General features: G+C 75.5%; 18 protein-coding genes and 2 pseudogenes. 9 read left to right on the top strand and 11 right to left on the bottom strand.

Annotated features, from left to right (window positions below; all coding sequences use genetic code 11):
* Positions 1-172 precede the first annotated feature (172 nt).
* A complete protein-coding gene (locus ACFQH9_RS13040) occupies positions 173-745 on the top strand; it encodes a histidine phosphatase family protein (RefSeq protein ID WP_379566281.1) in 573 nt (190 codons plus the stop codon).
* 11 nt (positions 746-756) lie between these two features.
* On the opposite strand, the gene ACFQH9_RS13035 is transcribed toward ACFQH9_RS13040, so the two are convergent.
* Together ACFQH9_RS13035 and ACFQH9_RS13030 are read right to left on the bottom strand one after the other, a co-directional pair.
* Entirely contained in the window at positions 757-1,581 is an 825-nt protein-coding gene (locus tag ACFQH9_RS13035) for an SDR family oxidoreductase (protein ID WP_379566287.1), read from the bottom strand.
* A 216-nt stretch (positions 1,582-1,797) separates the two neighbouring features.
* Positions 1,798-2,471: pseudogene (locus ACFQH9_RS13030) on the bottom strand (helix-turn-helix transcriptional regulator); the annotation flags it as partial.
* A 52-nt stretch (positions 2,472-2,523) separates the two neighbouring features.
* Between ACFQH9_RS13030 and ACFQH9_RS13025 the strand changes: the two are divergent.
* The 3 genes from ACFQH9_RS13025 to ACFQH9_RS13015 all read left to right on the top strand — a co-directional run bounded on the left by ACFQH9_RS13025 (position 2,524) and on the right by ACFQH9_RS13015 (position 5,494).
* Positions 2,524-2,955 carry a VOC family protein gene (locus ACFQH9_RS13025; protein ID WP_379566280.1) on the top strand — a complete coding sequence of 144 codons (432 nt, stop codon included), beginning with the start codon at positions 2,524-2,526 and terminating at the stop codon, positions 2,953-2,955.
* Between the two features lie 109 nt (positions 2,956-3,064).
* Positions 3,065-4,393 (top strand): NAD(P)/FAD-dependent oxidoreductase, encoded by a 1,329-nt coding sequence (locus tag ACFQH9_RS13020; protein WP_379566286.1) that lies wholly within the window; start codon positions 3,065-3,067, stop codon positions 4,391-4,393.
* Between the two features lie 78 nt (positions 4,394-4,471).
* On the top strand, positions 4,472-5,494 hold the full coding sequence (locus ACFQH9_RS13015; RefSeq protein WP_379566279.1) for a YihY/virulence factor BrkB family protein: 1,023 nt from the start codon (positions 4,472-4,474) through the stop codon (positions 5,492-5,494).
* A gap of 16 nt (positions 5,495-5,510) precedes the next feature.
* Here the strand turns inward: ACFQH9_RS13015 and ACFQH9_RS13010 are convergent, their stop codons facing one another.
* Positions 5,511-7,058, bottom strand: a complete 1,548-nt coding sequence (locus ACFQH9_RS13010; RefSeq protein ID WP_379566278.1) for an FAD-dependent oxidoreductase — start codon at positions 7,056-7,058, stop codon at positions 5,511-5,513.
* Positions 7,055-7,876: a carotenoid biosynthesis protein gene (locus ACFQH9_RS13005; RefSeq protein ID WP_379566277.1), complete on the bottom strand. Its 822-nt coding sequence runs from the start codon at positions 7,874-7,876 to the stop codon at positions 7,055-7,057. The genes ACFQH9_RS13010 and ACFQH9_RS13005 overlap by 4 nt, the downstream gene beginning before the upstream one ends.
* 139 nt (positions 7,877-8,015) lie before the next feature.
* Between ACFQH9_RS13005 and ACFQH9_RS13000 the strand changes: the two genes are divergently transcribed.
* Both ACFQH9_RS13000 and ACFQH9_RS12995 read left to right on the top strand, forming a co-directional pair.
* Positions 8,016-9,140, top strand: coding sequence for a glycosyltransferase family 2 protein (locus ACFQH9_RS13000; RefSeq protein WP_379566276.1), 1,125 nt, complete (start codon positions 8,016-8,018; stop codon positions 9,138-9,140).
* Between the two features lie 22 nt (positions 9,141-9,162).
* Positions 9,163-10,740, top strand: a complete 1,578-nt coding sequence (locus tag ACFQH9_RS12995) for a phytoene desaturase family protein (protein ID WP_379566275.1) — start codon at positions 9,163-9,165, stop codon at positions 10,738-10,740.
* Between the two features lie 16 nt (positions 10,741-10,756).
* On the opposite strand, the pseudogene ACFQH9_RS12990 reads toward ACFQH9_RS12995, so the two are convergent.
* A pseudogene (locus ACFQH9_RS12990) lies at positions 10,757-11,131 on the bottom strand (CDP-alcohol phosphatidyltransferase family protein); the annotation flags it as partial.
* A 216-nt stretch (positions 11,132-11,347) separates the two neighbouring features.
* Here ACFQH9_RS12990 and ACFQH9_RS12985 point away from each other — a divergent pair.
* The 3 genes from ACFQH9_RS12985 to ACFQH9_RS12975 all read left to right on the top strand — a co-directional run bounded on the left by ACFQH9_RS12985 (position 11,348) and on the right by ACFQH9_RS12975 (position 13,718).
* On the top strand, positions 11,348-12,160 hold the full coding sequence (locus tag ACFQH9_RS12985) for a YhjD/YihY/BrkB family envelope integrity protein (protein ID WP_379566274.1): 813 nt from the start codon (positions 11,348-11,350) through the stop codon (positions 12,158-12,160).
* 125 nt (positions 12,161-12,285) lie between these two features.
* Complete coding sequence (locus ACFQH9_RS12980) at positions 12,286-13,089, top strand: sigma-70 family RNA polymerase sigma factor (RefSeq protein ID WP_379566272.1); 804 nt, start codon at positions 12,286-12,288, stop codon at positions 13,087-13,089.
* Positions 13,090-13,151: 62 nt separating this feature from the next.
* Positions 13,152-13,718 (top strand): Dps family protein, encoded by a 567-nt coding sequence (locus ACFQH9_RS12975; protein ID WP_379566270.1) that lies wholly within the window; start codon positions 13,152-13,154, stop codon positions 13,716-13,718.
* A 128-nt stretch (positions 13,719-13,846) separates the two neighbouring features.
* Here ACFQH9_RS12975 and ACFQH9_RS12970 read toward each other — a convergent pair whose 3' ends face one another.
* From ACFQH9_RS12970 to ACFQH9_RS12945, 6 genes are all read right to left on the bottom strand, one after another.
* On the bottom strand, positions 13,847-14,323 hold the full coding sequence (locus tag ACFQH9_RS12970) for a helix-turn-helix domain-containing protein (protein ID WP_379566269.1): 477 nt from the start codon (positions 14,321-14,323) through the stop codon (positions 13,847-13,849).
* Between the two features lie 118 nt (positions 14,324-14,441).
* Entirely contained in the window at positions 14,442-15,839 is a 1,398-nt protein-coding gene (locus ACFQH9_RS12965) for an NAD(P)/FAD-dependent oxidoreductase (RefSeq protein WP_379566268.1), read from the bottom strand.
* A gap of 332 nt (positions 15,840-16,171) precedes the next feature.
* Positions 16,172-17,509, bottom strand: coding sequence for a phenylacetate--CoA ligase family protein (locus ACFQH9_RS12960; RefSeq protein ID WP_379566267.1), 1,338 nt, complete (start codon positions 17,507-17,509; stop codon positions 16,172-16,174).
* 9 nt (positions 17,510-17,518) lie between these two features.
* Positions 17,519-19,063 (bottom strand): class I adenylate-forming enzyme family protein, encoded by a 1,545-nt coding sequence (locus tag ACFQH9_RS12955; protein WP_379566266.1) that lies wholly within the window; start codon positions 19,061-19,063, stop codon positions 17,519-17,521.
* Between the two features lie 3 nt (positions 19,064-19,066).
* Positions 19,067-19,903, bottom strand: a complete 837-nt coding sequence (locus ACFQH9_RS12950; protein WP_379566265.1) for an SDR family NAD(P)-dependent oxidoreductase — start codon at positions 19,901-19,903, stop codon at positions 19,067-19,069.
* Complete coding sequence (locus tag ACFQH9_RS12945) at positions 19,903-21,012, bottom strand: LLM class flavin-dependent oxidoreductase (protein WP_379566264.1); 1,110 nt, start codon at positions 21,010-21,012, stop codon at positions 19,903-19,905. Before ACFQH9_RS12945 ends, ACFQH9_RS12950 begins: the two co-directional genes overlap by 1 nt.
* Positions 21,013-21,078 lie beyond the last annotated feature (66 nt).

Raw genomic sequence — 21,078 nt, 5'->3', positions numbered from 1 at the left:
CTTACGAGCGAGGCGCCGGCCCCTCATACGGTCTAGTCGCCGCGAGAGGCCCGGCCGGCCCTGCGCCCCGGCGCGCGCTTCATGCCTCTCCCTCGGCACGCTCAAAGAGCGGCGACGCCAGCCCGGAGCACCCCGGACCGCGGCGTCGATCACCTCGGTCCACACTGGAACCGTGCGACTCGTGCTGCTGGCCCACGCCGCCACCGTGGCCACCCGGCGGTCCGGGTTCCCGGCCGACGAGCCGCTCGACGCCGCCGAGCTGCCCCTCCCGGCCCTCCCGCGCTACGAGGAGGTCCGCTGCGCGCCCTCGCTGCGCTGCCGGCGGACCGCCGACGCGTTCGGCCTGCCCGCCGCCGTCGACGACGGGCTGACCGGCCTCGACCACGGCAGCTGGGCCGGCCGCGCGCTCGACGACGTCGCCGCCGCCGACCCGGACGGCCTCACCCGCTGGCTCACCGATCCCGAGGCCGTGCCGCACGGCGGGGAGTCGATGGCCGCGTTCGTCGGGCGGGTCGGCGGCTGGCTGCGCACGGTGCCGAACCGCCCGCGCGGGCTGCTCGCCGTCGTCGACCCGGCGGTCGTGCGGGCCGCGCTGGCCCACGCGCTCGGCGCGCCGGTGACGGCGGTCTGGCGCATCGACGTCGATCCCCTGTCCGTGGCCGTGCTGGCCGGCGAGCCGGGCCGGTGGAACCTGCGCGAGCTGCGGCCGGGCCCCGGACGGGGCGCGAACGGCACCCCGCCCTGAGCGCTCCGGGGTCAGCCCCGGCCGCCGGCCTCCACTGCGAGCGGCTGGTACTCCCGCCAGCTCGCGAGCCGGCTCTCGTAGTCCGCCTCGGCGATCGACAGCGGGGCCTCGCCGAAGAACGCCCGCAGCGGCGGGTTCTCGGCGTCGACCAGCGTCAGCACGGCCGCGCTCGACGCGGCCGGGTCGCCGGGAGCCGCCGTGCGGCGGCGCCGCTGCTCGGCGGCCTTCTCGCGGAACTCGTCGTAGGCCGGGTTCGGCGTGGCGTGCTTCGCCGAGGCGCCGCCCCAGTCCGTGTCGAACCCGCCGGGCTCGATCAGCGTCACGTGGACGCCGAAGTCCGCGACCTCCTGGGCCAGCGCCTGGCTGAAGCCCTCCAACGCCCACTTGGACGCGTTGTAGATCCCGATGTTCGGGAACGCCGAGATCCCGCCGATCGAGCTGACCTGCAGGATGTGCCCCGAGCCCTGCGCGCGCAGGAACGGCAGCGCCGCCTGGGTGACCCAGAGCGCCCCGAACACGTTCGTCTCGATCTGCGCGCGGGCCTCCTGCTCGGAGAGCTCCTCGATCATGCCGAACTGCCCGTAGCCGGCGTTGTTCACCACGACGTCGAGCCGGCCGAAGTGCTCGTGCGCCTTCGCCACGGCGGCGAAGTCGGCCTCCCGGTCGGTGACGTCGAGCGTCAGCGGCAGGATCCTGTCGCCGTACTTCGCGACCAGGTCGTCCAGCGTGGTCGTGTCGCGCGCGGTGGCCGCGACCGAGTCGCCGCGCTCCAGCGCCGCGATCGTCCACTCGCGGCCGAAACCGCGGGACGCACCGGTGACGAACCAGACCTTCATCTCTCCACCTTCTCCGGATCGGCATGTCTGCCGTCCCGCACAAGGAGCGGAGGCGCCTCCGTATGCCCGGCCGTGGGCGCGCTCACACGGAGCCCGCGAACGGGTCGGCGATCCCGCCCGGTCACCCGTACCGCTCGACGAGCATCCGGCCGATCCGCGCGAGCCCGGCCGGACCTCCTCGTTCACGGTGCCGGTGCCGGTGCCGGTGTCGTCCTCGGCGTCCGGGGGCTCCACCTCGACGTACCCCGCCCAGCCGGCCAGCTGCTCGGCCAGCGCCCAGGGGGTGTGCCCGGTGACGGTCACGCGCACCCGGCCGTCGCCGACGTCGACGGTCCCCGCGCCGAGGTGACGGCCGAACCGCTCCCGCAGCACGGGGACGAGACGGGGCTCGACCAGCACCGTGACGGTGGCCGAGGAGCGGCGGCCCTCCAGCAGCTCCACGGTCTCGCGCCAGGCCTCGGTGAGCGACAGGTCGTCCGGCCGGTCCGCAGCGAGGTCGGTGAGCTCGGCGTCGCCGATCCGGTCGACGCGGAAGGTGCGGCGACCGGCGGCGGTGCCCGCGAGCAGGTACCAGGTCGCGGACTTGTCGACCAGTCCCCAGGGGTCGACGAGCCGCTCGCGGCCGGCGTAGCCGAACCGCACCTTGCGGCGCCGCACCACCGCCTCGGACAGGTGAGCCCGGTGAGGTCCGTGCGCGCCCCGCCGACGAGCGACCAGCCGCCCCCGCGGCCGGGCTGCGGGTAGACCGGCACGCCGGCGGCCGAGAGCGCCTCGAGGTCCCGGCGGGCGGTCGCGACGGAGACCTCGAGCTCCTCGGCCACCTGACCGGCGGTCACCCGACCGCGGGCCTGCATCAGCAGCAGGATCGCGACGAGTCGGTCGGCACGCACGGGCGGAAGTATTCTCCGGAAAGTGCTCAGACCGTGAACACTTCTGAGGCGCATGCTGCTCCCACACGCCGAACGGGAGGACGACATGCTGCAGGGAATGGCCACCCACAACTTCTTCGCCGCCGACCTCGACGCCGCGCGCGCCTGGTACTCGGACCTGTTCGGCGCCGAGCCGTACTACGTGGTCGAGGGCGGGTACGTCGAGTGGCGGCTCGGGCCGCGCGAGGACGAGTTCGGGATCGTGAACGCCGCGTACGCCCCGCACCCGACGGGCACGCCGGCCGGGTCCGTCACCTTCTGGGCGGTCGACGACGTGGCCGCCGCCCTCGACGACCTCGTCGCCCGCGGCGCCGCGAAGCACACGGACGTCCGCGAGCACGGCCCGGGCTTCGTCACCGCCTCCGTGGTCGACCCGTTCGGCAACGTCCTCGGGATCATGGAGAACGTCCACTTCGCCGAGGGGCTCCGCGGACCGGCCCGATGACCGGTCCCGTCTTGCCGTGTCGCCCCTCGAATGGTCGGGTAGGGGTCCGGGGACCCGGGACACGGCGGACGGAGGAGACGGCATGCCGATCGCGGACGTGGTGCGCAAGATGCGGAAGCAGCCAATCCCGGGCTCGGGTGGCGACCTGCCGCACGTCGTGGTGCTCGGCGCCGGGTTCGCCGGGCACACCGCCGCGAAGGGCCTGCTGCGCCGGCTCCGGGGCCGCGCCCGGGTCACCGTGATCGACCAGAACGACCACTTCCTCTACCTGCCGCTCCTGCCGGAGGTCGCGGTCGGCACGCTCGAGCCGCGCCGGATCGCGGTGCCGCTGGTGCAGTCCCTGCGGGGCGCCGACGTCGTGGTCGGCGAGGTCACGCACATCGACGTGGAGGCCCGCACGGTGGCGTACACCGACCAGGAGGGCGGCTCCGGGTCGGTGTCCTACGACCGGCTCGTGCTCGCGGTGGGCAGCGTCAACAAGCTGCTGCCGGTGCCCGGCATCGCCGAGTACGCGCACGGCTTCCGCGGGCTGCCCGAGGCCCTCTACCTGCGCGACCACCTCACCCGGCAGATCGAGCTGGCGGCCACGGCCACCGACCCGCAGGAGAAGGCGTCGCGCTGCACGTTCATCGTGGTCGGCGCCGGCTACACGGGCACCGAGGTGGCCGCGCAGGGGGCGTCGTTCACCGCGCAGATGGCGCGGGCCCACCCGTCGCTGCGGGGCACGCCGATCCGCTGGATGCTGCTCGACATCGCGAAGCGGGTGCTGCCCGAGCTCGACGAGCGGCTCTCGCGCACCGCCGACACCGTGCTGCGCGAGCGCGGCGTCGACGTGCGGATGGGTCAGTCCGTGGCGGAGGCGCTGCCGAAGTGCGTACGCCTCACGAACACCGACGAGGAGGTCCCGACCCACACCCTCGTCTGGTGCGTCGGGGTCCGGCCCGATCCCCTCGTCGAGGACCTGGGCCTGCCCAACGAGCGCGGCCGGCTCGTCGTCGGGACCGACCTGGCCGTGGCCGGGCACCCGGAGATCGTGGCGTGCGGCGACGCCGCCGCGGTCCCGGACGTCACCCGGCCCGGCTCGGCCACCGCCATGACCGCCCAGCACGCCACGCGGCAGGGCGCGCTCGCCGCGCGCAACGTGGCCGCGTCGCTCGGCCACGGCACCCCGCGGGCGTACAAGCACAGCGACCTCGGGTTCGTGGTCGAGCTGGGCGGGACGGACGCGGCGGCCAACCCGCTCGGCCTGCCGCTGTCCGGGCTGCCGGCCACCGCCGTCACCCGCGGCTACCACCTGCTGTCCATGCCGGGCAACCGGATCCGGGTGGCGGCGGACTGGCTGCTCGACGCGGTACTCCCCCGCCAGGCCGTGGCGCTCGGCATGGTGCGCGGCCGGCAGGTGCCGCTGGAGACGACCGCACCGGCGCAGGCGGGCTGAGGCGGTCCCGTCGGAGGTCCGAGCGGGAGGATTCGCGGGGAGGGTTCGCGGCGGCCCGGCGGGGGCATCCCGCCGGGCATGACGAGCCGAACCGACACGACGGCGCGCCCGGGCGCGGGTGGCCGGCCGGCCGGGGAGCAACCCCTCGGCCGCGAGGCGGCCACCCCGGTCCAGATCCCGCCCCGCGGCTGGCTGCAGGTGGTCAAGCGGGCGTGGGCCGAGGCGAAGGCGGACAACGTCCCGATCCTGGCCGGCGGGGTCGCCTTCTTCGCCTTCCTGGCGCTGTTCCCGGCGATGATCGCGGCGCTGACGCTCTACGGGCTGGTGGCCGACCCGGCGCAGGTCGCGGCGCAGGTCAACGACCTCGCCGCCGCCCTGCCCGAGACCGCCCGCCCGATCATCACCGACCAGCTGAACGCGGTCGCCGGCAGCAGTGACCGCGCGCTGGGCATCGGGTTGATCGTGTCGCTCCTGGCCGCGCTGTGGAGCGCCTCGGGCGGGACGATGAACCTCATCAAGGCCACGAACCTGGCCTACGACGAGGACGAGACCCGCGGCTTCCTGAAGCTCCGTGGCACCGCGCTGGCCCTCACCCTCGGCGCGGTCGTCTTCGTCCTGCTCGCGGTGGCGCTCGTCGCGGTCGTCCCGCCGGTGTTCGACGCGCTCGGCCTCGGCGGCATCGCGCTGGTCGTCGCCCAGATCGTGCGCTGGGCGCTCCTGGTGGCCCTGGTCGTCGGGGCCCTCGCGGTGGTCTACCGGGTCGCCCCGGACCGGGACTCGCCCCGGTTCACCTGGGTGAGCGTCGGCGCCCTGGTCGCGACGCTGCTGTGGATCATCGGCAGCGTGGCGTTCAGCCTCTACGTCAACAACTTCGGCAGCTACAACAAGACCTACGGCGCGCTGGCCGGCGTCATCGTCCTGATGCTGTGGCTCTACCTGACCAGCTACATCGTGCTGCTCGGCGCGGAGATCAACGCCGAGAGCGAGCGGCAGACCGAGCAGGACACCACGAAGGGCGAGCCGGTGCCGATGGGTGAGCGGGGCGCGGAGGCCGCCGACACCCTCGCCGACCCCCCGGAACCCCGCCGCGGACGGCGCTGACCCGGGGACAGGGGGTTCAGGAGCGGCCGCGGACCCGCGGGACCCCGGCCAGCAGCCCCCGCTGCGGGACGCCGTCGACCGGCTCGGCGGCGGCGCCCGCCTCGGCGAGCACGTCGTTCGCCGCGAGGACCCCGGACATCGCCGCCCGCTCCATGAGCCCGGCGAGGTAGGGCAGCTCCACGAAGTCCCCGGCCACCCGCACCCCGCGCGCGTCCGTACGGACGCCGGGGCGGGTCCCGGCCGTCCCGGGCGGGAAGGCCGGGGCCGTGGCCTCGTGGCGCTGGTGCACGTGCAGCACCTCCGCCGCGCGCACCTCGGGCCAGAGCGCGGCCAGCTCGGCGCGCATCGCCTCGGTCGCGGCCTTGGCGTCGGGCTCCGGGCACGCGTACGAGTGCAGCTCGACGACCGCTCCGCCGGTCCGCGCCGCCCACCCGGCCGACGGGGCCTCCAGCCGCGAGTACACCGTGATCGAGTCGAGCGTGCGCTCCCCGCTCACGGCGCTGAACACCGCCCGCTCCGGCGCGACGTCCCGGTCCAGCCACAGCCGGGTCACGGCGAACGGCGGCGCCGTCCCCAGTCCCGCGCACTGCCCGGCCAGGCGCGGCGCCGAGGCAGCCGCCTCCGGTGACGCCGCGAGGAGGCCGCGCAGCCCGCCGGGGTCCAACGCCAGCACGACGTGCCGCGTCGCGAGGTCCCCGTCCTCGGTGCCCAGCCGCCACCCCTGACCGGCGGGCTCGAGGCGCGTGGCCCGGCAACCGGTCCGCACCTGCGCCCCGTGGGCGTGCAGGTACCGCGCGAGCGGCTCCCAGATCGCGGTGCGGTGGTCGGTGACCGGGGCGTCGAAGCCGATGCCCTCCGGGTTGCCCAGGAAGTAGTAGTGGAACATCGCGACCAGCTCGCCCGCCGACAGCCCCTCCTGGTCGCAGAAGAACGAGCGGGCGAAGGCCTCGAACAGCATGCCGCGGGTGCGCTCGGACATCCCGAGCCGATCGAGGAAGGCGGCGGCGTCGACCGCGTCGAGCTCCGCGGACGTGGTCGCCCGGTCGTAGGCGAGCAGCGCGCGCCCGGCGTCGGGATCGGCGCCCGCCATGTCCTTCCAGCTCAGGCTCTTCGACCGGAGGATCAGCGCGAGCAGGTTCAGCGGCGGGGCGGCGGGCAGGCCGGAGAGGTCCTCGTCCGGCCACCGCCGGGAGATCACCGGGTAGCCCGCCACCGGGGCGAGGAACCGCAGCCCGGGGTCGATCCGGCCCAGCACCGCGCGCCAGGTGTAGTAGTGCCGGAAGAAGGCGTGGAACCCGTGCTCGACGACCTGCTCGGTCCCGTCCGGCAGGACCTCCGGCCATGCGCCCAGCCGGCCGCCGAGGTGCTCCGCGGCCTCCAGCAGCGTCACCCGGACCCCGCGCTCGGCGAGCACCACCGCGGCGCTCACCCCGGCCACCCCGGCCCCGACGACCACCGCCTCCGTGCCGGGCGGCACCTCCCGGGGCAGCGTCGGATCGGGCGTGACGAGGCGGCGTCGGCGCATCCGCAGCGGCGCGGCGCGGCTCGTGAGCGGGTCCGTCACGACCGGGACCCCGGCGACCGCACCGCCGACGGGAGGAGGCCGGCGCCGACACCGGCCCGCCGGGCGGCCCGGGCGAACGGGAGCGCGACCGCGCCCATCAGCACGCCGCCGACCAGCGCCGAGCCGGGGAGGCCGAAGAAGGCCAGGTGGGCGAGCACGGACGAGCCGTAGACCCAGAGGTAGAGCGCGGTGGCGGGCGCGGAGGGGCGGTCGTGGGGCGGCAGGGTCGCGTGCAGCGCCGCGACGACCAGCGCGGACACCAGGAGCCACCCCGCGTAGTTGATCAGCGGGATCCCGGGTACCAGCGGCAGCCCGGGCCCCGGGTCCAGCCAGCGCCAGTGCCCCGCCGCGACCATCTGCGGGTCGAGGAACACGTCCCACGCGGCGAGCGCGGCCGTCCCGACGGCGACCACCCCGGCGCGGGAGCGGGCCAGCGTCCGCCCGACGACCAGTGCGGGCCAGGCCATCATCGTCCAGGCCAGCGGCACGACCAGGGGCACGTCGAGCAGCTCCGGCCCGAGCGTGCCCGTGTAGGTGTAGGACCCGAACGGGACGCCCGTGCGCAGGCCGACGGCCTCGGCGGCGAGCCCGCCCCCGCCCGCGACGACGAGCAGCAGGAGCCCGCCGCGGGCGCCGTGCAGGCGGGTGGCGTCGCACAGCGAGGCGGCCGCGAACACCACCACCGACAGCACGGTCACCTGCGTGCGCAGCGCCTCCGGCATGAGCGGGTAGGCGATCTGGACCAGCACCGCGCCGGCCACCAGCGTCCAGGTCAGCGCGTGGGCGCGCCCACGCGCGAAGGGGGCGTTTCGGAGCACGCGTCGTCCTTCCTGGGGCACGGGACCGGGCACGGGGGTCCCCGGGGGTCCGACGATGCCGTGCCGCGCGCGTCCCCGCGAGTCGGGGCGCCCGGCGGGTCGAGGTGCGGGCCGGACCGGCGGCTCCTAGGGTTCCGCCGTGACCGCCGCCCGCCTTCCCGGACCGCTCCGGGCCGCGGCCACCGCGGGATCCGCACTCGCGGTGCTCGGCACGCTGCACCAGCTGCGCAACCAGCGGCTCCTGCGCACCCCGCCCGCCGCTCCCCCGCCGGTCACCGTCCCGGTCTCGCTGCTCGTCCCGGCCCGCGACGAGGCGCACCGCATCGGCCCCACCATCCGCTCGCTGCTCGCCCAGACCGGGCTGGCCCAGGCCGAGATCCTCGTGCTGGACGACGGCTCCACCGACGCCACCGCCGCGGCCGTCCGGGCGGCGGCGGGCGGCGACCCCCGGCTGCGGGTGCTCACCGGGACCGCGCCCCCGCCCGGTCGCCTCGGCAAGCCGCACGCCTGCGCCCAGCTCGCCGCCGCCGCGCGGGGCGAGATCCTCGTGTTCGTCGACGCCGACGTCGTCCTGGCCCCGCACGCCGTCGCCGCCGCGGTCGCGGTGCTGCGCGGACCGGCGCCGCTCGACCTGCTGTGCCCCTGGCCCCGGCAGGTGGCCGACGGCCTCGCCGCCCGGCTCGTGCAGCCGCTGCTGGCCTGGTCGTGGCTGGTCACGCTGCCGCTGCGGGTGGCCGAGCGCTCCGGGCGGCCCTCGATGGTCGCCGCCAACGGACAGTTCCTCCTGGTCGAGACGGCCGCACTCGCCCGTGCCGGCGGCTGGGCGGCCGTCGCGGGCGAGGTGCTCGACGACATCGCACTCGCCCGCGCGGTCCGGCGGACCGGCGGCCGGACCGGGGTGGCCGACGGGTCCGCGCTCGCCACCTGCCGGATGTACGACGACGGGCGCCAGCTCGCCGCGGGCTACCGCAAGTCGCTGTGGGCCGCGTTCGGCTCCGCACCCGGCGCGGCCGCGGTGGCCGCGCTGCTCGCGCTGGTCTACGTCCTGCCCGCCCTCGCCGCGCTGCGCGGCTCCCGGGCGGGCGCGCTCGGCTACGCGGCCGGCGTGGCGAGCCGGGTGCTCGCCGCCCGCCGGACCGGGGCGCGGAGCAGGCCCGACGCCGCCGCCCACCCGGTCTCGATCGCCGCGCTGCTCGGGCTGCTCGCCTCCTCGTGGGCCGGGCGGCGGGCGGGCACGCTGAGCTGGAAGGGCCGGGTCCTGTGACCGGAGCTGCGAGGGCGGTGCCGTGAGCCGGGTGATCGTGATCGGCGCCGGGGTGGGCGGGCTGGCCGCGGCGGCCCGGCTCGCGGCGCTGGGGCACGAGGTGGCGCTGCACGAGCGCGCGCCGATCCACGGCGGCAAGCTCGGCGTCGTCGAGCGGGAGGGTTTCGTCTTCGACACCGGTCCCTCGCTGCTGACCCTCCCGGATGTGCTCGAGGAGGTCTTCACGGCGACCGGCGGCCCGTCCGGGCTGCCGGTCGAGCCGGTGGACCCGGTGTGCGCCTACACCTTCGCCGACGGCACCCGGCTCGCCGTGCCGCACGATCCCGCCGCGGTCCCGGCCGCCCTGGACGCCGCGCTCGGGCCGGGCGCCGGCGACGCGTGGCGGGCGCTGTACGAGCGCTCCGGGCGGTTGTGGGACCTCGTCGGCGAGGCCGTGCTGCGCCGCCCGCTCGATCTGCGCGCGCTGCTGCGGATGTCGGTGCGGCTCCGCGACCTGCGCGCGGTCGCCCCGTGGCGGACCCTCGACGGCCTGGGCCGCGTACTGCTGCCCGACCCCCGGCTGCAGACCTGGTTCGCCCGCTACGCCACCTACTCCGGCTCGGACTTCCGCCGCACGCCCGCGGTGCTGTCCGTGACCCCGTACGTCGAGCAGCGGTTCGGCGGCTGGTACGTCCGCGGCGGGCTGCGCCGGATCGCCGACGCACTCCTCGAGCGGTGCGGCGAACTCGGCGTCGCCGTCCACCTCGGGTCCGAGGTCCAGGCGGTCACCGTCGCCGGCGGCGCGGTCCGCGGCGTCCGGATCCGCGGCCGCGAGGTGCCCGCCGACCTCGTGGTGTGCAACGCCGACGCCTCGGTCCTGTACGAGCGGCTGCTGCCGGCCGGTACGGCGCGGCGGGCCCGGCGCGACCTGCGCCGCACGCCCCGCTCGCTGGCCGGCTTCGTGCTGCTGGTCGGGCTGGACGGGCGGGAACCCGGCGCCGCGCACCGGGTCTGGTTCCCGCGGGACTACGCCGCCGAGTTCGACGCGATCTTCGGCCGGCACCCCCGCCCGGTGCCCGACCCGACGATCTACGTGCACGCGCCGGACGATCCCGCGCTGCGGCCGGACGCGGCGAGCGAGGGCTGGTTCGTGCTGGTCAACGCCCCCGTGCACGATCCGGGGCGGGGTGTCGACTGGGACGCGCCCGGAGTGCGGGAGCGCTACGCCGACCACGTCCTGGCCACGCTGGCGGCGCGGGGCACGGACGTCCGGGGCCGGGTCCGCGTCCGCGAGATCCTCACGCCGGCCGATCTCGAGCGGCGCGCCGGCGCCCCGGGCGGAGCGATCTACGGCACCGCCTCGCACGGCCCGCGCGCCGCGCTGCGCCGCCCCGCCAACCGCTCCCCCGTCCCCGGGCTCTACCTGGTCGGCGGCTCCGCCCATCCCGGCGGCGGGCTGCCGCTCGTGCTTCTCTCGGCCGGGATCACCGCGGGGCTCATCGGCCCGGCGGGAACCCGCGGGGCATCGTGCGCAGGATCCCCACCACCAGCTGCAGCAGCCCCACCACGCCCACGACCGTCCACGCGACCGCGAGCACCATGGCCCAGTCCCACCCGGTGAGCGGCGTGCCCGCGGGCAGCGCACCGGCGCCCGACGCGGCCACCGCCACCACGATCACCCGCGTCGGCCGCTCCGCGACCGTCACCGCGCCGACGCCCGGCATGCCGACGGACTGCGCCCGGGCCCGGACGTACTCGTGCAGCAGCACCAGCGCGGCCGCGGCCACCGCCCATCCCGGCGGCGCGCCCAGCGCCACCAGCACCGCCGCCAGGAGGAGGTCGCCGACCCGGTCCGCGACGGCGTCGACCACCGCGCCCAGCGGGCGGGCGCGGCCGGAGCGCAGGGCCACGGCGCCCTTGCGACCGTCGAGCAGCTCGGCGGTCACCACGAGCACCGCGGCGAGCAGCGGCCAGCTCCCGCCCGCCGCGGCCGCGGCCCACGCCCCGGCCACGGCCAACACACCGGCCAGCGACAACAGGTCCGGCGGCACGCGGGAGAGCGGCCCCGCGGCCAGCCCCTGCACCAGCCGCAGCCACCCGCGCACGACCGCCGAGGGCCGCACCCCGGCGTGCAGCGCGGACCAGCCCGCGAGGCCTGCGTCCTCCGGCTCCGTCACCGCGCCAGCCTCGCACCGCCGGGTGCCTGACGCCCACCGCGGGGGGCGCCGATGAGCCCCGAGCACACTCCGCGGGCGCTGCTGCGCGAGACGGCCCGGTCCTTCCCCGCCAGCGACGTCGCCCTGTGGGCCGCGGGCGCCACGTTCTTCGGCCTGCTCGGGCTGGTCCCGCTCGCCCTGGTGTCGTTGCGCGTCGCGGGCGTGCTGGTCGGGCCGGACACCCTGCGGGCCGGGATGGACACCGCGATCGGCGGGCTCCCCGCCGGGCACGGCACGCCCGAGGCGCTGCGCACGCTGACCGCCACGGCGCTGGGCATGTCCTGGCTGCAGACCCTCGTGGCGCTGTTCCCGGCCAGCCTCTACGGCGAGGGGCTGCGCCGCGCGTTCCTGCAGCTCTCCCCCGCGCAGGACCGGTTCACCGGATGGCGCGGACGGCTGGGCCTGCTCGCCCTCGCCGTCGTCGCCCCCGTGCTGGTGCTCGCCGTGCTCGCCACCTCCCCCCTGGTCGCCCCGCTCTACGTGCGGGGCGGCTGGTGGCTCGCGCTGGGCGTCGTCGTCGCCTTCCACGTCGTCTGGGTCACGGTGTCCGTGGCCCTGACGCTGGTGTTCCGGCTCGTCGGGCCGGGCCGCATCGGGTGGCGCGCCCTGCTGCTCGGCGGGTTCGGCATCGGGTCCGTGCTCGCCGGGTTCCTGCAGGGCTTCCTGCTGTTCCTGGCCATCCCGATCGAGTGGTCGGCCCCCTTCGGCGGGCTGCCGATCGTCGGCGCGGTCTCCGCGCTGGCCCTGTGGCTCTACCTGCTGCACATCCTGCTGCTGGCGGGCTACCGCGCCACCCTCGTGGCCGACGACGTCCTGCGGGGCTGATCCGCGGCCGGCACCACCCCCGACCCGGCTCGACTCGCGGCCCGGCGGATCCCGGGTCATGCTCCTCGTGAACAACATATGACGCGGTTGTCCGGCGGCGCGTGCCGGAGACGGAGGAAGCGGAGATGACGGTCGTGGCGCCCCTGCCCGTGGCGGACACCCGGCCCGGGAGCCTGCACACCGCGCAGCTCCCGCGCCTGCGCACCCTGCACGCCCTGGCGCCGGACGACCCGCGCCGCCGGGCGTTGCGCAACTCCATCGCCGAGGCCTACCTGCCCATCGCCGAGCGCATGGCCCGCGGGCAGGCCGCGGGCTCGCCCACCGCCTTCGACGACCTGCTGCAGGTCGCCCGGCTCGCCCTGCTCACCGCGATCGACCGCTGGGACCCCGAGCGCGGCGACGGCACGGACTTCGTCGGCTACCTCGTCCCCTGCATCCGCGGGGAGTTCCTGCACCACTTCCGGGACCAGACGTGGGTGGTGCGGGTGCCGCGCCGGGTCAAGGAGATGGCCGCCCGGGTCAACCGCGAGAGCTCGGCGCTCCACCAGCGGCTCGGCCGGGCGCCGCGGCCCAGCGAGGTCGCCGGGGCGCTGGGCGTCGACCGGGAGGTGGTGCTGGAGGTCCTGCTCGCCCAGGGCTACCAGACCGCGGGCTCGCTCGACGAGCGGCGCGACCCCGGCGAGCCCGAGGACGCCCGGCTCGGGGACCTCGACGCCGACCTCGGCCGCGCGGAGGACCGCGCCACCCTGCGGCCGCTGCTCGCCGCCCTGCCCGAGCGCGAACGGACCATCCTCGGCCTGCGGTTCGTCGACCAGCTGACGCAGTCGGAGATCGCCCGCCGGGTCGGCGTGTCGCAGATGCACGTCTCGCGGCTCCTCGCCCGCAGCCTGGCGACGCTGCGCGCGCACGTCGCGGCGAACCACGTTTGACGAACGGCTCCCGGACCTACTCCAGAGGTGGACCCGTGAACCGGGACGACAGGAAGGACACCATGACCAGCACCGAGAACCGCTCCCAGATCAACTACACCGTGCCCGGGATGAAGTCCGACGAGGCCGGCCAGGTCGTCGCGCTCCTGCAGGACCGGCTGAACGCCCTCAACGACCTCGCGCTGACGCTCAAGCACGTGCACTGGAACGTGGTCGGGCCGAACTTCATCGCGGTGCACACGATGCTCGACCCGCAGGTCGACGGCGTGCGCGAGATGGTCGACGACGTGGCGGAGCGGATCGCCACCCTCGGCGGCTCGCCCTGCGGCACCCCGGGCGCCCTGGTCGCGCAGCGCAGCTGGGACGACTACTCGATCGGCCGCAGCGACGCGATCGCGCACCTCGGCGCGCTCGACCTCGTCTACGCCGGCGTGATCGAGGACCACCGGGCCGCGATCGAGAAGACCGAGGAGCTCGACCCGGTCACCCAGGACATGCTCATCTCCCAGGCCGGTGACCTCGAGCAGTACCAGTGGTTCGTCCGCGCCCACCTGGAGAACGCCGACGGCACCCTGCGCTCGGCGGACGCCGACACCGAGGTCGCCGCCGCGAAGGCCGCGACGCAGTGACCCGCACGCCGGACGGGCGACCCGGCCGGGTCGCCCGTCCGGCGGGACGGCCGCCACGCGGCCAGTCCGCGAACGGCCCCGCTACCGGCCCCTCCCGGGCGGCCCGCCGCCGCCCGCGCACCTGAGGCTCAGGACCCCGTCCGCGAGACGTTGCGCAGCCTGCTGGTGAGGGTCTCGATCTCGCCGCGGGCGTCGTCGAGCTGTGCGCGGGTCCGGCGCAGCTCGTCGGCGCGCTCCTCGAGGTCCGATCGCGCGGAGTGGAGGGCCTCGGCCGCCCGGTCGCGGGCGTCGTCGGCCTCGCGGCGGGCCTCGTCGGCGCGCTCGCGGGCCCGGTCGCTGTCCTGCAGCCGGTCCTCGAGATCGGCGATGGTCTGCGCGGAGGCGAGGGTGTGGCCGTCGTCGAGCAGCTCCCGCAGCCGGCTCGCGAGGGCGAGCTGACGGCGGGAGTACCGGCGGTGCCCGCCGCCGGTGCGGTGCGGGTGGAGCACGCCGGCGTTGTCCAGGCTGCGGAGGAACGCGGGCTGCACACCGAGGAGCTCGGCCGCCTGTCCCATCGAGACGGCCGGGTAGTCCTCGTCGTCCAGCCTGTCGAGGTTGTTGGCCACGGCCCCTCGCGTCCCTCCCCTTCCGGCCGGTGCGCAGCGCACGACCGACCTTCGTCCGTCGAGGAAACTTCTACCAGCGGGTGCAGTTTTCCGCAAGAACGCGGTACCGGAGCCTGCGTCAGGCGGCCAGGAGCTCGAGGAGCCGGGCCCGGTCCGGCCCGGGAGTCGGGGCCGGCACCGCGCCCGCGTGCCGCTCGACGGCCGCACGCACGGCCGGCCGGGCGAGCACCTCCGGCGGCAGCGCGGTGCACAGCGCGATCTCGAGGACGCCCCGGAACACGTCCGGATCGGTCGCCGCGGCCGCCAGCAGCGCCTGGGTCGTCGGGTTCCCGGCCGGCGCCGGGGTCCCGTCCCGGACCGCGACCATCTCGGCGATCCGGAAGCGGTCCGCCGTGATCTGGGTGTGCACGAACGGCGCGACGACCTCGTCCGTGCGCGCGTGGAAGGTGCGGGCCAGGCGGGCCGGGTCGTCGAGGGCCTCCCGCACCGCGTGGCGGAGCACCTGGGCGTGCAGCACGCCGACCGACAGCCCGCGGCCCGCCGACGGGTTCGTGCAGGCCCACGCGTCGCCCACCGGGACGAACCCGGTCACCACGGGCCGGCCGTCCTCCACGTACCGGCACAGGCGGTCGATCACGCCCGCCATGGGGCGGACCCCGCCGAGCGGCTCGCCGTCGAGCCAGTGCGCCTGCAACGGGCAGGCCCCGACGACCCGCTCGAACACCCGGGGCTCCCGCAGCGCGCGGAGGGCGTGGTCGGCGCTGGTCCCGAACACCGTCACCGACCAGGTGTCGTTGTCGCTGCGCAGGGTCAGCAGGGAGATGCTGCCGATCGGCATGATCGCGCGGCCGCGCAGCCGCGGCGGCTCGGGCCCGCGGTAGAACCGCGTGTAGTAGACGTAGCCGCGGTCCTCGGACATCTCCTGCGGCGCCCGCGCCCCCGCCGCGGTGAGCCAGCTCGCCGCCCGCGTCCGGCGGCCGGTCGCGTCGACGACGAGATCGGCCGCGAACCTCCGACCGGACGTGGTGACCACACCGGTGACGTGCGGGACCCCGGTGAGCGCCGAGGGCCCCGTCGTCAGCCCGGCCACCTTCGTCCCGCGGCACACCTCGACCCCGGGCTCGGCCTCGGCGAGCTCGGCGAACACGGCCTCGAACACCGGCCGCCGCCCGGTCACGAAGCGCAGGTCCTCGTCCCCGGGCCGCGGGGTCCGGTCGGTCAGGGTGGGCGGGGCGGCGGCGACGTAGTCCATCCACACGCACCCGGCCTTCTCCAACAGCCCGGTCACGTCCGGCAGCTCCTCGTCGCACACCCGCCGGAACCGGGCGAAGAGGTTGTGGGGCTGGCGGAACTGCGCCACCCCGGTCCGGCGCCAGCTCCCCCAGGCCTCCTCGGCCGTCGCCGGCGCCGGGTCGGCGTCCCCCTCCAGCACCGTGACCCGGTGCCCGTCGCGGGCCAGCATCACCGCCGCGGCCAGCCCGATCACCCCGCCCCCGCACACCACGATCGATCCCACCGCGTCACCGCCCCGCTCCGGGCCCGGCCGTCCACCGGACATCTGTGCCGGAAAGGGAGCAGGTCGATCAGCCACCTGATACCCGGCGGCCGCGTGCCGACGGGTCGCCTTCGGACCCGGACGGCGAGCAGCCGCCGAGGTGCTGGTCGATCTGCTGCGCGCAGTCGGCGCTACCCGCACGGCACGCGGGGCAGCAAGATCGCGTGTCATGGAGCAGGACGGTCGGAAACCGACCCTCCCGGTCCAGGAATGGTGATCGCGGGGCGCGAAGCGGCCGTGCGACGGCGCGACTCCGCGAGCAGCGCGTCGAGGAGGGGTGGAGACCGGCACGGTCAGCGCTCGTCGAGCACCCGGCGGGCCTTGAAGGTGGTCTCGGGGAGGGTGCCGGGGGCGAGCAGGACGGCCGGGACACGGATGCCGAGCACCCGCCGGAGCGCGTCCTCGACCGGCTGCCGGAGGCCCGGGTCGCCCTCCGCCTCGACGGTCATCTCGTCGAGGGCGCCCTCCTTCCGGACCCGGATGCGGAACTCGGGGCCGAGTCCCGGGACGGAGCGCAGGGCGGCCTCGACGGCGCTGGGGAACACGTTGGCCCCGCGGATCACCACCATGTCGTCGAGCCGCCCGAGCACGCCCTCCGGCATCCGCGGATAGGTCCGGCCGCAGGGGCAGGGATCGGTGGCGAGGTAGGTCTCGTCGCCCGGCGCGAAGCGGATCATGGGCTGCGAGTCGCGCCAGAGATGGGTGTAGACGACGGCGCCGCGCTCGCCGACCGGGACCGGCGCGTTGAGGTCCGCGGAGGAGACGACCTCGGTGAACACCTCGTCGACGTAGAGGTGCGTGCCGGTGCCGGCCTCGCAGCCCACGCTCGTCTGGAAGGGGTACATCTCCGAGGTCGAGCCGGCGTCGGCGGCGATCGCGCCCCAGCCCTCCTCGATGATCGTGCGGGTCCCCGGCAGCGCACCGCCGGGCTCCCCGCCGACGAGCAGGTGCCGGACCGTGGACCCCCGCAGGTCGATGCCCATCTGCTCGGCGACCGAGAGCAAGTGGATGCAGTAGGACGGCGTCGCGCTGAACACCGTGGACCCGAGCCGGCCGATCAGCTCCAGGTGCTTCTGCGAGTCGGTGATCCCGATCGGGAACAGCGTCGCCCCGATGCGCTCGGCGCCCTGCACCACGCCCCAGCCGCCGAAGAACAGGCCGAACGGGAATCCGACCTGGACGAGGTCGTCGGGCCGGACGCCGGCGCACCACTGCGCCATCGCGTGCACCTCGCCCGCCCGCTCCCAGTCCGCCTTCGACACCGCGTACATCGTCGGCACCCCCGAGGTGCCCGACGAGCCGTGGATCCGCGCGATCCCGCCCGGCGGCAGCGCACGGGCGTAGCTGCCGAAGGGCGGGTGCGCCGCCTGGTCCGCCACCAGCATCGACTTGGTGATCACCGGGACCTTCGTGGTGAAGTCCTCCAGCGACCGGACGTGGTCGGGGTGGAAGCCGTGGGCGTCGTAGTGCCGCCGGTAGAAGGGCAGCTCGGCGTAGGCGTGGCGCAGCTGGTGCCGGATCCGCTCGAGGATCAGCACCTCGCGCTCGGCTGGGTCGAGGGTCTCCCGTTCCTCGTCCCAGAACCGCGGGAACCCGCGCGCGTCGGTCCGCAGCGACCGGGGTCCGCTCATGGTGGCTCCTCAGCCGATCGCGCGGTCCCGCGCGGCCCAGTGGGGCGCCCGCAGGACCTTCTTGTCGATCTTCCCGAAGGGGGTCTCCGGCAGCGCCGCGACGAGCTCGACGGACTTGGGCCGGGCGTAGGCGGCCAGCTCCCCGCGCGTCCACTCCAGCAGCGCGGCCCGGTCCAGCTCGTCCGCCGGGACGGCGGGGACGACCACGGCGTGCACCGCCTCGCCCCAGTCCTCGTGCGGGACCCCGATCACCGCCGCGCGGGCGACGGCCGGATGACGGACCAGCACGTCCTCGACCTCGCGGCAGTACACGTTCATCCCGCCGCTGATCACCATGTCCGCCTTGCGGTCCCGCAGGTGCAGGTAGCCGCCGTCGTCGAGGAACCCGACGTCGCCGGTGCGGATCCAGCCGCCGGGCAGGAACTTCGCCGCGGTGGCCCCGGGGTCGTCCAGGTAGGCCTCGAGCGTGTACGGCGCGCGGAGGCAGACCTCACCGGTCCCGCCCGACGGGAGGGGTGCGCCGTCGTCGTCGACGACCCGGACGTCGGCCATGATCGACGCCTGCCCGCAGGAACCGAGCAGCTCCGGCCGGGCGGGGTCGTGGTCGTGCTTGGTCAGCCGGGTGCCCCAGTTCGGGCACTCGGTCTGGCCGAAGAGCTGCACGAACACCGGCCCGAACACCTCCAGGGCCCGGGCCAGCCGGGACGGGGCGATCGGGGCGGCGCCGTAGACGACCGTCCGCAGCGGCAGGTCCTCCCGGCCCCGGGTCGCCGCGTCGATCAGGTCGAGCAGCCGGTAGATCATCGTCGGGACCAGGAAGGTCCACGTGATGCCGCCGGTGCGCAGGAGGTCCAGGGCGCGGGCGGCGTCGAAGCCCGGCTCGATCACGATCGTCGCGCCCCGGACCAGCGCGGACTGCGCGAAGAGCCCGGCCGCGTGCGCGAGCGGGGTCGTGAGCAGCAGCCGCTCGTCCTGGGCGAGCTCGGCCTCCACGATCTGGGCGTACTGCACCGCGACGGCCGAGGCCTGGGTGTGCACGACCCCCTTCGGCAGCCCGGTGGTGCCGCCGGTGAAGTAGATCGCCGCCCGGTCCGTGGGCCCGATCGCGGGCGGCGGCACGGCGACGTCGCGGGGCCCGGCCAGCGTCTCCCCGGCCGGCGGGCCGCCGCCGTCGTCGACCCGCAGGATCGGCAGACCCGCCCCGGCCCGCTCGCCGACGGCGACGACGCCGGTTCCGAGCACCAGCGCCCGCACCCGGGCCGCCTTCAGGATGTGCGCGACCGTGGCCTCGGGCAGCAACGTGTTGACGGGCACCTTCACCGCGCCCGTCCGCGCCACGGCGAGATCCGCGACCACGAACTCGACGCAGTTGCCGAGGTACAGCGCCACCGCGTCGCCCGGGCGCACCCCGGCTCCCCGGAGCTGGTCCGCCACCGCGGCGGACCAGCGGTCGAGGTCGCCGTAGGTCCAGCTCCGCCCGCCGGCCTCGACCGCGGTCCGCACCCGGTGCCGCCGGAGCGCGGCCTCGAACTCCTCACCCAGCGTCGCGCGCACCGCTCAGGACGGCCTCTCGACCAGGCCCTGCGCCTCGGCCACGTCCCAGTACGAGTGCAGGCCGCGGACGTGCTGGCCGCCGTCGACCGGGACGAAGTGCCCCGTGATCCGCTGCGCCGCCGGGGACATGAGGAACAACGCCACGTCGGCGATGTCCGACGGTTCCTGGTTCCGCTTGTCCGCCACCAGGGTCCGGTCGGTGAACTCCTGCCCGATCTGCCCGACGGAGAAGCCCTCGCCGAGCGGGGTGTTCACCAGACCGGGACCGATCGCGTTGACCCGCACGTTGCGCCGCCCGAGCTCCCCCGCGCAGACCTCGGTGAAGCTCTTGACCCCGGCCTTCGCCGCGCAGTAGCTCCCCATCCCGTCCGTCGCCGCGACGGCGTTGAGCGAGGAGATGTTGACGATCGAGCGGGGTGCGCCGTCCGCGGGCAGCTGCCGCGCGAACGCCCTCGTGCAGAGGAACGTGCCCTTCAGCAGCGTGTCGACGATGAGGTCCCAGTCCTCCTCGGTCGTGTCCTCGACGAGTGCGACCGTCGCTGTGCCGGCGTTGTTGACCAGGTGGTCGACCACGCCGAACCGCTCGGCGGCCAGTGCGAACGCCGCCTCGACGTCCGCGGCCACGCACACCGAGCCCTCGTACCAGGCGATCCGGTCGCCGCCCCCGAGCTCCGCCGACGCGGCCTTGACGTTCGCGGGCTCGATCTCGAGGACGACGACGTCCGCCCCCTTCTCCAGCACCGCCGCCGTGATCCCCTTGCCGATCCCGCTGCCGCCGCCCGTGACGAGCACGGTGCGGCCGGCGAGCTCCGGGACGGGCGAGGACAGCCCCGCCGCCATCAGGCGATGCCGAGCGCGACGTTCGCCAGCTTCTGCCGGCGCGCCAGCCGCTCCCGCTTCGTGAAGTGCGGCATGACGTACCGGGCGAACATCTCCAGCGACCGGTTCCACTTGTCCGTGGTCACCCAGTCCCGGCAGTTGATCAGCAGCGTGCCGAAGCCGCCGACCTCCTCCTCGAGCTCCTTGATCTGGCGCACGCAGTCCTCGGGGCTGCCGATGATCCAGGGGATGTTGTCGACCATCCACTCCAGGGTGAGGTCCGCGTCCGTCATCCCGTCGCCGATCTTCATCAGGGCGCCGAGGCCGAGCCCGAACAGGTAGTCGTAGGAGAGCTTCACGCCCTCGCGGATGTCCCGCAGCGCCTGGTCCTTGTCGTCGGTGACGTAGACCTCGCGGACGATCCGCCAGTTCTCCCTGGTCACGGCGGGGTCGATGCCGGAGCGGGCGCCGGCGTCGAGCATGGCCGCGCCCATGGCCTTGAGGTCCGGCGCGTCCTGGTAGGTGCCGTTGTCGATCGGCGCGAAGTGCACGGACAGCGGCTTCCAGCCCCGCTCGCCGCACTTGGCGTAGTTGTGCACGCCGGTCAGCCCGGCGATCGCGAAGGGCGGCACGTCCTGGTACGGCCCGACCTGCAGCTGGCGGTTCTCGTACTTCCAGTACACGCCCTCGTAGCTGACCGGCTCGTCCGAGGTGAGCAGCTGCCAGATGATCTCCAGCGCCTCGTTGGTCCGCGGCGCGGCCTCTGCGGGCTCCAGCCCGAACAGCGCCTTGTCGGTGGGCAGCCCTCCGCCGCCGAAGCCGTACTCGAGCCGGCCGTGCGTGAGGTGGTCCAGGAAGGCCATCCGCTCGGCCACCATGAACGGGTCCTGGTACGGCAGGTTGATCACGCCGGTGCCCAGCCGGATCCGGTGGGTCACCGCCGACGCCTTCGCGATCATGTACTCCGGCACGGGGACGTTCTCGTAGCCGCCCGTGTGGTGCTCGCCGATCCAGTACTCGTGGAAGCCCAGCCGCTCCGCCTCCACGATGCCCGCGATGTCGCGGTCGTAGGACAGCGTCCAGTTCTCGCGCGGCGGGTGCTCGGGCATGGTGAAGAAACCGAACTTCATCGGTCGGGTCCTCTCGCAGGTCCGGTCGGGGCCCGGGCGCAGGCACGGCGCCCGGAACACGACGTC

The organism is Pseudonocardia lutea, assembly GCF_042658055.1.
GTDB classification, from domain to species: Bacteria; Actinomycetota; Actinomycetes; order Mycobacteriales; family Pseudonocardiaceae; genus Pseudonocardia; species Pseudonocardia lutea.
Note: the sequence above shows the minus strand (reverse complement) of the source record. Positions and strands in the feature narration are given on the sequence as shown.